Source organism: Bradyrhizobium sp. SZCCHNRI1009, assembly GCF_032487575.1.
In the GTDB taxonomy this organism is placed as follows: Bacteria; Pseudomonadota; Alphaproteobacteria; order Rhizobiales; family Xanthobacteraceae; genus Bradyrhizobium.
Genome location: NZ_JAUEUL010000005.1, coordinates 308,355 through 321,459, shown reverse-complemented (window position 1 = coordinate 321,459; position 13,105 = coordinate 308,355). Strand labels below are relative to the sequence as shown.

Here is a 13,105-nt window from a genome sequence, read left to right as displayed (position 1 = left end):
CCCGGGCGCGTTGCGGCCGGGTTCGATACTTTCTGGGCTCCCCGCTTGAACGGGGGCTCGCTCGGGCCGAAACGGCGTCAAAAAACGCAGTCATGGCAGGGGACTTTATCCGTTCTCGGCCTTGCCAAATTCGCCCGTTGCACCTAGTTTCCGGCCCGTTCGGACGCCCCTCGCGGGCAGTCCCATGGCGGATGCAGTTGTAGCTCAGTTGGTTAGAGCGCCTGTCTGTGGAACAGGAGGTCGGTGGTTCGAGCCCACCCAACTGTACCATGGCCGGGACCATCGCTGGGCCGTTCGCAAGCTCACCTCTATCCGTGCTCCGCGTCCCATTGATCGTGCGCCGTGATTGGTCGCCCGTCGCGACCTCTCGCGCATGGCTGTGGCCGGGGCGTGGCCGCAGAGCTTTGCCCGCGGAAGCCTGAGCCCGGTCTCCGTATTTCGACGGATATATCGCCGGGCGTGCGCTCGCTTGCGGTTTGCCGCGCCGGATCGGTAGCACGGCGTGGCACTGTTGCTTGCGAATCCGGTCTCCTTCAATCACACTTTGCGGCAACGAGGGGGAGGGGACGATGAGAGGGATTGATCTCGATCCACGCATCTCTGCCGTACTGATCGTAATGGCCGCGCTGTTAGTCCCCGTAACCGCACGGGCCTATACCGCCGAGCAGGAGCAGGCATGCACAGGCGATGCGTTCCGGCTTTGTAGTTCCGACATTCCCGACGTCGATCGTGTCACCGCCTGCATGATTCGCCGCAAGGCCGAGCTGTCGCCGTCATGCCGCGCCCAATTCGGGCCGCCAGAGCGCCAGGCAGCGTCATCTGGCCGCGCGGAACGGCCGATGAGCATTCGTCCTGTCACCAGGAAGCCGGTCACTGCGCGCGCTGGCAAATCGAAGAAGTCGACGCGACCAGACGCGACCTGAGCGATGCCGATTGCCGCCTTTGGCGGCACTGCGGCATGACCGCAGTCTTCGGACGCACACCTCGATGCGCAGCCTCAACATGTAAATGCGATGGGGCATGACCGGATGTTGTCGAACATCGCCGCCTGATCTGCTGTTTTGCCTGCTTTGGTGTGACTCAAAAACCAATGGGTTTCGGCAATCAGGAGTTACGTCTTATCAATCGCTAAATTTATCTTCCGCGAATCAGTCCGCTGATTCATTTTCGCTGCCGGGGTCAATCTGGAGGCCAAGGTATGAACGTTATTGTTTTCGCATCGCGTAAGGGCGGTTCAGGCAAGAGCACCCTGGCCGCCCATCTCGCTGCGCAGATCAAGTCGAGCAAGTCTTGTCTGCTCATCGATGCCGACCCTCAGGGGTCGCTCACGCTTTGGCACAAGCTGCGCGGCACCAACGAGCCGCCGATCAAGACGGCCGTGAACTCGGTGAGCGCGATCGTGTCCGCCGCCCGCCGCGACGGCGTCGAGTGGGTGCTGATCGATACGCCGCCGACCATCTCGGCCGTCGTCGAGGATGCGATCAAGAATGCGACCATGGTGATCATCCCGGCCCGCCCCGGCGTGTTCGACGTCAACGCGGTGCAGGAGACGATCCAGACCTGCCGCGCCGCGCGCAAGCCCTATGCGGTCGTTCTCAATGGCGCGCCAGCGCGCCGCGACGATGCCGAAAGTCCGATCGTCACCATCGCCCGCGAGGCGCTGGCGAAGTTCAAGGCCCCGGTGTGGGGCGGCCAGATCACCAACCGCGCCGATCTGCTGATGGCGCTGGGCCAGGGTGAAGGCGTGCGCGAATATTATGCGGAGGGCCGTGCTGCGGCCGAGATCGCACGCCTCTGGGCTGCGATCGAGCGTTCGGTGCGGGCTATTCGCGGTACTGTGTCGGCCAACGGCGCCATGCACAAGCAGGCGGCCTGATCGCGGCATCAGATGGGGCATCGACGCGCGGTCCTCCGCGCGTTTTTTGCGTCGGGTCACAAGCTCTCGCGTGAGTGCCGAATTCGCGCCGCGCGAGAGGGCGCGGCGAGGTCAGGCAACCATCAGGAAATAGAAGGCGATTGCCGGCGTCAGGGTCAGGATCACGGACCAGATCCCGACCGCCCAGAGAATGTCTTCGACGCTGAAACCCTGATGCTCAGGGTATGGATGATCCTGCAAAGCCACGACGTCCTCGCGCTCTTTGACGTTTTCAACATCCATAGCGGAACATCTTTAAACACGAGGTTGCGGACTGCGCCGCTTTTGATCGCGTTTGTTAGCTCGGATTAACCACGGAGATTCTGCTCCGGCTCCGCAGCGGTGGCGCGGCTCTGCCTGGCCTTTCCGATCGGGAAGGCCAGGCAGAGCCGGCGAACAGGTCGGGGCGTGCTCAGGCAACGCGGTTCTGCGTGGTCGTCGGCTGGCGCCGCTCGATCTGCTGATCCAGCCGTGCGGCCAGCTCAGCGCCAACCTCCACCATTGGCAGCCGTACTTCGGGGCTCGCAATGACGCCGGTGCGCGCCAGCCAGTACTTGGCCGGTACGGGGCTCGGCTCGGTGAACAGCAGTCGCGTGAGATGCTCGACCAGCGCCCAGCACGCTGCTGCCGCGTCGTGACGGCCGGCCTTCACGTGCTGCAGGATTGCGGCAAACGTCTCGGTCTCCAGATGTGCCGAGAGCAGGATGGCGCCGTCGGCACCGGCCTGCAGCGCATCGAAGCTCTGGGCGTCTTCGCCCGTCAGGATATGAAACCCTGCGCGCCGACGCGTGATCAGGTCGCGCGTCTGCGTGCGGTTGGCGCAGCAATCCTTGAGGCCAGCGATAGCGGGATGCTCGGCGAGCTGCAGCAATGTCTCGTTGTCGAGGCCAACCGCCGAGCGATAGGGAATGTTGTAGAGCACGATCGGATGGGCGGTGCGGTCGGCCAACGCGGTGAAATGCGCCAGCAGGCCGCGCTGCGACGGACGCACGTAAGGCGGACTCGAGATCAGATAGAAGTCGATCGGCCATGACGCGGTTCGGTCGAGCGCTTCGATCACCTCGGCCGTCGCCACGCCGCCGACACCGAGACAGATCGGCAGCGGCCGGCCGATGGTGTCGAGCTCGTCCCGGACCACGCTGATCAGACGGGCGCGCTCGTCCCATGACAGCGCCAGTCCTTCGCCTGACGTGGCACCGAGCACTAGTCCATCGATCGGCTTGGCGGCGTAGTGCCGAACCAGATTGCGTAAGGATGGTTCGTCGAGCGCGCCATCGCGGAACGGCGTGATCAGGGGCAGCCAGAGGCCTCGCAGTCGGGTCGTAACGTTGGTCATGGTCCATCTCCTTGGGTGGCAGGAGCCGGAGACGGGACACGCAAAAAAGCCCCGTCCTCGCGGCGGGGCTGGTGATGCGGCGGTGAATTCGAGAGATTCTAGCGCGCGCGTCCACATGTCCCCGGGAGGGGAGCTTTTTTCGACAACAACTTGGCGTGCGAAGACGTGGACATGCGATCTAGATGCGCGGTGCAGGCGATGCTGTCAACGCCGCATCGGGCACGACACGGAAACATTCGGCAAAAAAATAGCCGGGCCCAAATGAGCCCGGCTGGAGGTATTGGCCAAAGAGGCCGACACAATCACCTTCCAAGAGGGATTTCTGAGCGCTCGCGCCACTGGAGGAGGGGGACAATGCGCAACGCCAACGCTCAGCACATGCTCACTATGGGCTCTCGCATGGCGTCGCAGCAACCATGCAAGCCGCATGTCAGACATGCACAATGTCACGCCGGCCAGCGCTGCGCTTTGCTCACGACGAAGTCACGGAACACTTGAACGCGTGCGACCGTCTTCAATTCCTCGGGATAGACGAAGTAGGTGTCGAGCTGGATCGAATCCGACTCTCCGAACAATTGCACGAGACGGCTGTTTTCCTCGACGAGGTAGTCCGGCAGCGCGGCGATGCCGAGCCCTTGCTGGCAGGCGCGGACCAGGCCGAGAATGTTGTTGACCCTGAAATAGGCCTCGCGCGGACCGGATCCGTTGCGGCCGGCATCGACCAGCCAGCTGCGGTTCTGCAGATGCGGGGCGACCTGGCCGTCGGCCAGCATGATAATGCGGTGATCATCGAGCTCGTCGAGGGTGCGCGGCGTACCGAAGCGCTTGACGTATTCCGGCGAGCAATAGGCGTGGAAGCTGATCGCGAACAGCTTGCGCTGGATCAGATCGGGCTGTGTCGGCTTGCGGGTGCGGATCGCCACGTCGGCCTCGCGCATCGACAGATCGAGCTCCTCGTCAGTGACGATCAGCGAGATCCGGATCTCCGGATAGAGCGCGGTGAATTCGCCGAGTCGCGGGATCAGCCAGTTGATGCCGACGCCCGGCGTGGTCGTGATCTTCAGGTCGCCACTCGGGCGCTCGCGGCTGTCGGTCAGCTTGGCGCGCGCCGCCTGCAGCTGCATGAAGACGTCATGCGCGGTTCGGAACAGGAGATCGCCTTGCTCCGTGAGGATCAGCCCGCGGGCGTGACGGTGAAACAGCGAGACTGCGAGTTCCTGCTCGAGCGCGCTGACCTGGCGCGACACCGCCGATTGCGACAGCCCGAGCTGCTCCCCGGCATGCGTGAAGCTGCCTGCTTCCGCCGCTGCGTGAAACACCTTCAGCTTGTCCCAATCCATATCCGTAAATCCATCCCTTGATCGTGGCATCGTCAGTTCATTCCGCCGCGGCGCGTTCGCTCGCGGTGTGGGCGAGGAAGCGTTCGGCTTCGAGGGCAGCCATGCAGCCCATGCCGGCGGCGGTGATCGCCTGCCGATAGGTTTCGTCGGCGACGTCGCCGGCGGCAAACACGCCGGGAACGGAGGTCGCGGTCGAGCCCGGCACCACCTCGACGTAACCGGACGGTTTCAATTTGAGCTGACCGGCGACCAGCTCCGTGGCCGGCGCATGGCCGATCGCGACGAACACGCCGTCGGCGGGCAGCTCGGTGAGCGCGCCGGTCTTGACGTTCTTCAGCCTGACATGCGTGACCTTGGATGGCGAGCTCGCGCCGCAGATCTCATCCAGGGCGCTGTCCCAGACGACCTTGATCTTGGGATGCTTGAACAGCCGCTCCTGCAGGATGCGCTCGGCGCGGAAATGGTCGCGCCGGTGCACGACGGTGACGGCCGACGCGAAATTGGTCAGGAACAGCGCTTCCTCGACCGCGGTGTTGCCGCCGCCGACGACGATGACCTCCTTGCCGCGATAGAAGAAGCCGTCGCAGGTCGCGCAGGCCGAGACGCCGAAGCCCTTGAACGTCTCCTCCGACGGCAGCCCGAGCCAGCGCGCCTGGGCGCCGGTCGCCAGAATGACGGTCTCGGCGAGGTAGACGTCACCGGAGTCGCAGGTCAGGCGGAACGGACGCTGACCCAGCTCGAGCTTGGTCACGAGGTCGGTCTTGATCTGGGCGCCGACATGCGTCGCCTGCTTCTCCATCTGCTCCATCAGCCAGGGACCCTGGATGACGTCGGCAAAGCCCGGATAGTTCTCGACGTCCGTGGTGATGGTGAGCTGCCCGCCGGGCTGGATGCCCTGGATCAGCACCGGCTCCAGCATAGCTCGTGCCGCGTAGATCGCCGCCGTATAGCCGGCAGGGCCGGAACCGATGATGACGACTTTGGCATGGATCGGAGCTTGCATGTGACCGAAGACTCGCTGGAAGAGGGAGAATTGACGACGCAGCGAGCGGAATGCGCAAAAGAAACGCCCCGAAGCCCCATCGAAAATGTCAAATCCAAGTCTAAGCCATCTGGCAAGCTATGCAAGAATTGCAACGCATCTCGGCGAATTTTCCCTTCACGACCCGGTCAACGGGGGAAATCTAAAGTAATAAAATTGCGCAAATTGACCAGCCTGCGCTAAGAGAGTTGCCCATCGTCCCCCGGCGCCCCTGCGCCTCCTCCTATCCCGCCAGAGCCCACAATCCCCGTGTCCAAGAATCTTGATGAGATCGATCTCAAAATCCTGAGCGAAATCCAGGCCGATGGCAGGATCACCAATGTCGAGCTCGCCAAGCGGGTCGGCATCTCGCCGCCGCCTTGCCTGCGCCGGGTCAGGACCCTGGAGGAGGAAGGCTACATCACCGGCTACCGGGGCCTGCTCGACCCGCGCAAGCTCGGCTTCGATGTGACCGTGTTCGCCTCGGTCCACCTATCCAGCCAGGCGGACGCCGACCTGAAGGCGTTCGAAGAGTTCGTGCGGTCCGAGCCGCTGGTGCGGGAATGCTGGATGCTGTCCGGTGAGGTGGACTTCATCCTGAAATGCGTGGCACCGGACATGGCAACGTTCCAGGAGTTCGTGACGCATCTGACGGCGGCGCCCCATGTGCGCAACGTCAGGACCTCGCTGGTGCTGCATAACTCCAAATACGAGGCGGCCGTGCCGCTCGAGGTCAAGGGACGGAGCTAGGCCTCGAGGGTCATTCCGGGCCAGCCCCGCAGGGGCTGAACCCGGAATCTCGAGATGGCGTCGATAAGCTCTGGATTTCGGGTTCGATGCTGTCGCATCGCCCCGGAATGACAGTGGAGCGAGTGATCAGCTCTTCTTCCGCAGCAGCGCGTCCAGGCTGATCGGGCCGCCGCCGGCCGTCGCCAGATACAGGCAGGAGAAGCAGAACGCGATCGCCGCGGTGCCGTTGTTCAGGAGCGGCAGCCATACCGGCTCACCTGTCTTGAACATGTGGCCCATGAAGTAGGCGAAGGCCATCTCGCCAGCCAGGATGAATGCGACGGGCCGCGTGAGCAGACCGACCATCAGCAACGCGCCGAGCACCAGCTCGATCATGCCGGCCGTGTAGATCAGCGGCGGAATGTTGGCGAAGTACGGGATGACAGGAAACTTGAAGATCTTGGCCACGCCGTATTGAAACAACAGCAGGCCGGTGATGAAGCGAAACAGGCTGAGTGCAGCCGGTTGCCATTTCGAGAGCATCTGCTCCATGTGTGATCGTCCCCCAACAGAAAACCATGATGCGACGATGGCCGGTTCGGTCGTTGCCGCCCCGGCTCGTCGGCCGCAGATTTAGCTGATTACCGCAACTGCGTCACCGGCATGCGTCGTGACATGCGATGAATTGGGCGTGTACTGCCGAAGTGGCGGCCTTCCGCTGCCCTGCAACCACCGGAAACGACGAAGGGCCGCGCCTTGGCGCAGCCCTTCGATTCGCTCCGGCGGGACGTTGCCCTGTCTCAGCGCCACTCGACCTTGGCGATCTCGTAGGACTTGGCGCCGCCGGGCGCCATGACCTCGACGGTGGTGCCCATCTTCTTGCCGATCAGTGCGCGCGCCAGCGGCGAGGTGATCGAGATCTTGCCCTTCTTGGCGTCCGCCTCGACCTCGCCGACGATCTGCCAGACCGTCTTCTTCTCGGTGTCCTCGTCGATCAGGGTCACCGTCGCGCCGAACTTGATCGTGTCGCCGGAGAGCTTGGTCACATCGATGATGTCGGCGCGCGCGAGCTTGTCCTCGAGCTCGGCGATGCGGCCCTCGTTGTGAGACTGCTCTTCCTTTGCGGCGTGATATTCCGCGTTCTCGGACAGGTCGCCATGCGAACGCGCTTCCGCGATATGTTCGATGATGCGCGGACGGTCCACCGATTGGCGCTGCTTGAGCTCGTTCTCCAACGCGGCGTAGCCCATCGAAGTCATGGGAACCTTTTCCACCATCTCTTCTCGTCCTTCAGTCGTGCGGGCGGGGGCGCGCACGATCAGCATCTTCAGAATAGGCCTTTGCGGCTCAAAGCAAAGCCTGAAGGCCCGGCAAGACCGTCCCGTCAAAGGCCGGTACAACATCGAACGGGGCGGCGAGTTCCTGCTGAAAGCTTCTATTGCCGATTATTGCCAACCGCTTAGCGGGCGTTCGCCCGCGCGCTGCGATTAGTTTTCGGAAAAGTAACTCTGCAGGGTGCGGACCTCAAGGTCTCCCCCGAGATAGGCACGGATGCCTTGCGCGGCCGCCACGGCACCCGAAAGAGTGGTGTAATACGGCACTTTATGCAAGAGGGCAGCGCGCCGCAGCGAGCGGCTGTCAGCCAGCGCTTGCGGGCCTTCGGTGGTGTTGAAGACCAGCTGGATGTCGCCATTGGTGATGGCGTCCACGATGTGCGGCCGTCCCTCCAGCACCTTGTTGATCTTCTCGGTCGGCACGCCCTGGTCGGTCAGGAAACGCTGGGTGCCGGACGTCGCCACCACCTTGAAGCCGAGTTCGTGGAGCATCCGCACCACCTCCGTGATGCGCGCCTTGTCGCTCTCGCGCACCGACACGAACACCGTGCCTTTGCGCGGCACGCGTGTACCGCCCCCGAGCTGGCTCTTGGCGAACGCCACGGCGAACGAGCGGTCGATGCCCATCACCTCGCCGGTGGAGCGCATCTCCGGGCCCAGCACGGTGTCGACGCCGGGGAAGCGGGCGAAAGGGAAGACCGATTCCTTGACGCCGACATGCTTCAGCGCGCGCTTTGTCAGCCCGAAATCGGCGAGCTTCTCGCCCGCCATGATCCGGGCCGCGATCTTGGCGACCGGCGTGCCGACCACCTTGGCGACGAAGGGCACCGTGCGCGAGGCGCGCGGGTTGACCTCGAGCACGTAGATCGTGCCGTCCTTGATCGCATATTGCACGTTCATCAGGCCGACGACGTCGAGCCCGAGCGCCAGCTCGCGGGTCTGCCGCTCCAGCTCGGCGATGGTCGCCTCGTCGAGCGAATGCGGCGGCAGCGAGCAGGCGGAGTCGCCGGAATGGATACCGGCCTCCTCGATGTGCTCCATGATGCCGACGATGAAGGTGTCCTTGCCGTCGGACAGGCAGTCCACATCGATCTCGGTGGCGTCGGACAGGTAGCGGTCGAACAGCAGCGGGTTCTTGCCCAGCACCGTGTTGATCTGGCCGGTCTTGTCGTTGGGATAGCGCGCCTTGACGTCGGCCGGCACCAGCTCCGGCAGGGTGCCGAGCAGGTAGTCGCTGAGCTGGTTGTCCTCGCGGATGATCTGCATCGCGCGGCCGCCGAGCACATAGGACGGACGCACCACCAGCGGCAGGCCGAGATCGGCCGCCACCAGGCGCGCCTGCTCGACCGAGTAGGCGATGCCGTTCTTCGGCTGCTTCAGATGCAGCTTGTCGAGGATGCGCTTGAAGCGGTCGCGGTCCTCGGCCAGGTCGATGGCCTCAGGCGAGGTGCCGAGGATCGGTACCTCGGCGGCTTCGAGCGCGCGCGCGAGCTTCAGCGGCGTCTGGCCGCCGAACTGCACGATGACGCCATGCACGGTGCCGTTCTTGCGCTCGGTGGCGATGATCTCGAGCACGTCCTCGGCCGTCAGCGGCTCGAAATAGAGACGGTCGGCGGTGTCGTAGTCGGTCGAGACCGTCTCCGGATTGCAGTTGACCATGATGGTCTCGTAGCCGGCATCGGCCAGCGCGAAACAGGCATGGCAGCAGCAATAGTCGAACTCGATGCCCTGGCCGATCCGGTTCGGGCCGCCGCCGAGAATGATGACCTTCTTCTTGTCCGACGGCGCGCTCTCGTCGCCGAGTCGGCCTGCAAACGGCGTCTCATAGCTCGAATACATGTAGGCGGTCGGCGAAGCGAACTCCGCCGCGCAAGTGTCGATTCGCTTGAACGCTGGACGGACGCCGAGCGCCTGCCGCTTGGCGGCGACCTCGGCTTCGGTGGTGTTGGCGAGCACCGCGAGCCGCGCGTCGGAGAAGCCCATCGCCTTCAGCGTGCGCATGCCGCTCGCGTTCGGCGGCAGGCCGTGGCGGCGGACCTTGTCCTCCATCTCGACGATTCCACGCATCTGCGCCAGGAACCAGGGATCGATCTTGCAGGAGTTGAAGATGTCCTCGTCCGACCAGCCGAGGCGCATCGCCTGGGCGACCTGGAGCAGGCGGTTCGGGGTCGGCGTGCCCAGGGCGGCGCGGATCGCATTCTTGTCGTCGCCGCGGCCGAGCCCCTCGATGTCGATCTCGTCGAGGCCGGTGAGACCGGTCTCGAGACCGCGCAGCGCCTTCTGCAGGCTCTCCTGGAAGGTGCGGCCGATCGCCATGACTTCGCCGACCGACTTCATCGAGGTGGTCAGCGTGGTCGACGCGCCCGGGAATTTCTCGAAGGCGAACCGCGGAATCTTGGTGACGACGTAGTCGATGGTCGGCTCGAACGAGGCCGGCGTCGCGCCGCCGGTGATGTCGTTGGCGATCTCGTCGAGCGTGTAGCCAACGGCGAGCTTGGCCGCGACCTTGGCGATCGGGAAGCCGGTGGCCTTCGAGGCCAAGGCCGAGGAGCGCGACACGCGCGGGTTCATCTCGATCACGACCATGCGGCCGTCGGCCGGGTTGACGCCGAACTGCACATTGGAGCCGCCGGTCTCGACGCCGATCTCGCGCAGCACCGCCAGCGAGGCGTCGCGCATGATCTGATATTCCTTGTCGGTCAAGGTCAGCGCCGGCGCGACCGTGATGGAGTCGCCGGTGTGCACGCCCATCGGATCGAGATTCTCGATCGAGCAGACGATGATGCAGTTGTCCTTCTTGTCGCGGACGACCTCCATCTCGTACTCCTTCCACCCGAGCACCGATTCCTCGATCAGCACTTCGTTGGTGGGGGAGGCATCGAGACCACGCTCGATGATGTCGAGATACTCTTCCTTGTTGTAGGCGATGCCGCCACCGGTGCCGCCCATGGTGAAGGAGGGACGGATGATCGCGGGCAGGCCGATCTCGGACAGCGCCATCAGCGCCTGTCCCAGCGCATGCTCCTGATAGCGCTTGCGGCGCTCGTTCTCGCCGAGCGTCCATTGCCGGTCGAGCTCGTCACGCGCGGCGCCCGACAGCGTCTCGCGCTCGGCCAGATATTTGTCGCGATATTGTTTCTTCAGCGCCGACGCATTGGCGAGCCGCGACTTCGGCGTCTGCAGCCCGATCTTCTCCATCGCGTTGCGGAAGAGCTGGCGGTCCTCGGCCTTGTCGATCGCGTCAGCCGTGGCGCCGATCATCTCGACGTCGAACTTCTCCAGCGTCCCCTGCCGGCGCAGCGACAGCGCGCAGTTCAGCGCGGTCTGCCCGCCCATGGTCGGCAGCAGCGCGAAACCGCCGGGGATGATGTGGCGTTCCTTCTCGATGATCTTGGCGACGATCTCCGGCGTGATCGGCTCGATATAGGTCGCATCGGCCAATTCCGGATCGGTCATGATCGTGGCCGGATTGGAATTGACGAGGACGACGCGATAGCCCTCCTCCTTCAGCGCCTTCACCGCCTGCGTACCGGAATAGTCGAATTCGCAGGCCTGGCCGATCACGATCGGACCGGCGCCAATGATCAGGATGGTCGAGATGTCGGTTCGTTTCGGCATTCAAGCTCACGGGCAAGAAACGGCAGAGAATTGGGCACAAAAAAAGGGCGCGCGTGCTGCGCGTCCCCGAAGGCCAAGGGCCAAGGCGCGACCAGTGCTCGCGCGCGAGCGGTCTTTAGACCAGTTTCCTCTGAGCGAAAAGGGTTTTGGCCCGAAATCAACGGTCAAATTGGCCGGAGCTGGCGGAAGGGCGGCGGATGGCTCGCAGAGCCGAAGCCGCGCAGCGGCGAAGGCTGGAGGCCCGGCCTGGACTTGAACCAGGTTCAAGAGCGTTGCACCGCTCTTCGCGTCGTAGCTTCCGCCACCGGGCCGGGAATGATCTTACCTCTCACGGCCGCGTGAGCCAGCCCGTGTTTCAGTTAACCCTAATCCGGTTGCTCGATGTTGGGCCAGCGCGCGGGCTGGTCGGCTCGGCCGGTCACGCGGTTCCCGTCACCGGCTGCGCCACGAAGGTCATGCGCCAGGGATTGTGGCCGATATTCTTCGGCGCCCGCACCGCGCTGAGGCCGGCCTTCTTCAGTCTCGCCAGGATCTCGGCCTCGCTGTAGCGCTGCAGGCCGACCTTCGTCCGCAGCTGCCGGTAATCGGACAGGGCAGTGGCGACCAGCCCGACCATGGCATCCTTGAGGAAGCCGTCCCGTGCGGCGAACATCAGCAGCGCGAGCACGTCGCGGCCCATGCCAACGTCCGGGCGCAGGACGTCGCCGAGGACGAACTTTCCGGACGGCTTCAGCAGCCGCCTGATCACGGCCAGGGCTGCGTCGAATTCCGCCTCGCTCATGTACTGTGCCACGGAGTTCATGACGACGAGGTCGATCGAGCCTTCCTGCATGTTGCGCAGCTCGTCCAGCGAGCGCACGCGGATCTTGGTGTTGGGGGCGAAACGCGCGATCAGCCGGCCGCGCACGCCCGGCGCCGGCTCGGCCAGGATCAGCGTCATGCAGGCGTCGGCGACCTTGGCGGCCGATAAGGCTTCTCCGCAGGAATAGTCGAGAACGACCGCGTCGGGCGAGGGGATATAGCCGACGATGTCGCGCGCAATCGCCTGGAAGTGCAGGTCGCGATGCAGCTTGCTCGCATAGATCGTGTGCGTGGAATCGTAATAGTCGATCCAGTCGTCCATGGCGGGTTCCGGCAAACACAGTTCCTTGATGGGAACTTGGGGGGTCAGCGAGCGTTAACGGGTCCGATCACCCGTGTCCATCGCTGCTTCTAACAGGAAGGCTGACCCGTGAGTAAAGCAAAGACCGACAAGACCGCCCCCGAGCTCGATACCCCGACCGATCTGTCGCCGGACGCCGTGAACAAGATTTCGACGGCGTTGAACACGCTGCTTGCCGATGCGTTCGCGCTTTACCTTAAGACCAAGAATTTCCACTGGCACGTCAGCGGCCGGCACTTCCATGACTATCACCTGATGCTCGACGAGCAGTCGGACGCGATCTTCGCCACAACGGACCAGCTCGCCGAGCGAGTTCGCAAGCTCGGCGGTACCACGGTCAAGTCGATTGGCCAGATCAGCAAGCTGCAGACCATCAAGGACAACAACGAGGAGTATGTGCCGCCGCGCGAGATGTTGCGGGAGTTGATGGAGGACAACAAGCACATGGCGGCCGCGATGCGCAAGGCGCACGAGCTGTGCGACGACAATGACGATCCGGCCACCGCGGGATTGCTGGAGACCTTCATCGACGAGACAGAGCGCCGCACCTGGTTCTTGTTCGAAGCCAGCCGCCAGGAAGGCAGCAACGCGGCATAAGCGGGCCCGCGTCGAGTTGAGGTCCGGGCGCGCTGCGAGCACGTGGTGCGCCC

General features: G+C 64.1%; 12 protein-coding genes and 2 tRNA genes. 5 read left to right on the top strand and 9 right to left on the bottom strand.

Going from position 1 to position 13,105, the window contains the following annotated elements; genetic code table 11:
- Window positions 1-193 precede the first annotated feature (193 nt).
- From QX010_RS12360 to QX010_RS12350, 3 genes are all read left to right on the top strand, one after another.
- Window positions 194-270 (top strand) — tRNA-His (locus QX010_RS12360).
- Between the two features lie 299 nt (window positions 271-569).
- Entirely contained in the window at window positions 570-923 is a 354-nt protein-coding gene (locus QX010_RS12355) for a hypothetical protein (protein WP_316179752.1), read from the top strand.
- Window positions 924-1,198: 275 nt separating this feature from the next.
- Window positions 1,199-1,876 carry a ParA family protein gene (locus QX010_RS12350; protein ID WP_231327589.1) on the top strand — a complete coding sequence of 226 codons (678 nt, stop codon included), beginning with the start codon at window positions 1,199-1,201 and terminating at the stop codon, window positions 1,874-1,876.
- A gap of 111 nt (window positions 1,877-1,987) precedes the next feature.
- Here the strand turns inward: QX010_RS12350 and QX010_RS12345 are convergent, their stop codons facing one another.
- The 4 genes from QX010_RS12345 to trxB form a co-directional block, all read right to left on the bottom strand.
- Window positions 1,988-2,158, bottom strand: coding sequence for a hypothetical protein (locus tag QX010_RS12345; protein ID WP_315802635.1), 171 nt, complete (start codon window positions 2,156-2,158; stop codon window positions 1,988-1,990).
- A 169-nt stretch (window positions 2,159-2,327) separates the two neighbouring features.
- Window positions 2,328-3,251 (bottom strand): 4-hydroxy-tetrahydrodipicolinate synthase, encoded by a 924-nt coding sequence (gene dapA, locus QX010_RS12340; protein ID WP_316179749.1) that lies wholly within the window; start codon window positions 3,249-3,251, stop codon window positions 2,328-2,330.
- Between the two features lie 446 nt (window positions 3,252-3,697).
- The gene (locus QX010_RS12335; protein WP_315717522.1) at window positions 3,698-4,621 is read right to left on the bottom strand and encodes a LysR family transcriptional regulator; all 924 of its coding nucleotides are present in this window, start codon (window positions 4,619-4,621) and stop codon (window positions 3,698-3,700) included.
- 7 nt (window positions 4,622-4,628) lie between these two features.
- Entirely contained in the window at window positions 4,629-5,594 is a 966-nt protein-coding gene (gene trxB, locus QX010_RS12330) for a thioredoxin-disulfide reductase (RefSeq protein WP_316179748.1), read from the bottom strand.
- Between the two features lie 288 nt (window positions 5,595-5,882).
- Here trxB and QX010_RS12325 point away from each other — a divergent pair, with 288 nt between their 5' ends.
- A complete protein-coding gene (locus QX010_RS12325) occupies window positions 5,883-6,362 on the top strand; it encodes an Lrp/AsnC family transcriptional regulator (RefSeq protein WP_015664493.1) in 480 nt (159 codons plus the stop codon).
- Between the two features lie 126 nt (window positions 6,363-6,488).
- Here the strand turns inward: QX010_RS12325 and QX010_RS12320 are convergent, their stop codons facing one another.
- From QX010_RS12320 to QX010_RS12300, 5 genes are all read right to left on the bottom strand, one after another.
- On the bottom strand, window positions 6,489-6,893 hold the full coding sequence (locus QX010_RS12320) for a DoxX family protein (protein ID WP_315802638.1): 405 nt from the start codon (window positions 6,891-6,893) through the stop codon (window positions 6,489-6,491).
- A gap of 248 nt (window positions 6,894-7,141) precedes the next feature.
- Window positions 7,142-7,618, bottom strand: a complete 477-nt coding sequence (greA, locus tag QX010_RS12315; protein WP_315717519.1) for a transcription elongation factor GreA — start codon at window positions 7,616-7,618, stop codon at window positions 7,142-7,144.
- A gap of 210 nt (window positions 7,619-7,828) precedes the next feature.
- A complete protein-coding gene (gene carB / locus QX010_RS12310) occupies window positions 7,829-11,293 on the bottom strand; it encodes a carbamoyl-phosphate synthase large subunit (RefSeq protein WP_315802639.1) in 3,465 nt (1,154 codons plus the stop codon).
- Between the two features lie 234 nt (window positions 11,294-11,527).
- A tRNA-OTHER gene (locus tag QX010_RS12305) sits at window positions 11,528-11,604 on the bottom strand.
- 107 nt (window positions 11,605-11,711) lie between these two features.
- Window positions 11,712-12,416: a class I SAM-dependent methyltransferase gene (locus QX010_RS12300; RefSeq protein WP_315802640.1), complete on the bottom strand. Its 705-nt coding sequence runs from the start codon at window positions 12,414-12,416 to the stop codon at window positions 11,712-11,714.
- Window positions 12,417-12,524: 108 nt separating this feature from the next.
- Between QX010_RS12300 and QX010_RS12295 the strand changes: the two genes are divergently transcribed.
- A complete protein-coding gene (locus tag QX010_RS12295) occupies window positions 12,525-13,052 on the top strand; it encodes a DNA starvation/stationary phase protection protein (protein WP_315802641.1) in 528 nt (175 codons plus the stop codon).
- The last annotated feature ends 53 nt before the right edge of the window (window positions 13,053-13,105 follow it).

What these genes read in the sequence shown, in the direction of transcription:
- greA (WP_315717519.1), bottom strand. Translation starts at nt 7,618, where the DNA reads ATGGTGGAAAAGGTTCCCATGACTTCGATGGGCTACGCCGCGTTGGAG.
- QX010_RS12345 (WP_315802635.1), bottom strand. Translation starts at nt 2,158, where the DNA reads ATGGATGTTGAAAACGTCAAAGAGCGCGAGGACGTCGTGGCTTTGCAG.
- QX010_RS12335 (WP_315717522.1), bottom strand. Translation starts at nt 4,621, where the DNA reads ATGCCACGATCAAGGGATGGATTTACGGATATGGATTGGGACAAGCTG.
- dapA (WP_316179749.1), bottom strand. Translation starts at nt 3,251, where the DNA reads ATGACCAACGTTACGACCCGACTGCGAGGCCTCTGGCTGCCCCTGATC.
- QX010_RS12355 (WP_316179752.1), top strand. Translation starts at nt 570, where the DNA reads ATGAGAGGGATTGATCTCGATCCACGCATCTCTGCCGTACTGATCGTA.
- QX010_RS12300 (WP_315802640.1), bottom strand. Translation starts at nt 12,416, where the DNA reads ATGGACGACTGGATCGACTATTACGATTCCACGCACACGATCTATGCG.
- trxB (WP_316179748.1), bottom strand. Translation starts at nt 5,594, where the DNA reads ATGCAAGCTCCGATCCATGCCAAAGTCGTCATCATCGGTTCCGGCCCT.
- QX010_RS12350 (WP_231327589.1), top strand. Translation starts at nt 1,199, where the DNA reads ATGAACGTTATTGTTTTCGCATCGCGTAAGGGCGGTTCAGGCAAGAGC.
- QX010_RS12320 (WP_315802638.1), bottom strand. Translation starts at nt 6,893, where the DNA reads ATGGAGCAGATGCTCTCGAAATGGCAACCGGCTGCACTCAGCCTGTTT.
- carB (WP_315802639.1), bottom strand. Translation starts at nt 11,293, where the DNA reads ATGCCGAAACGAACCGACATCTCGACCATCCTGATCATTGGCGCCGGT.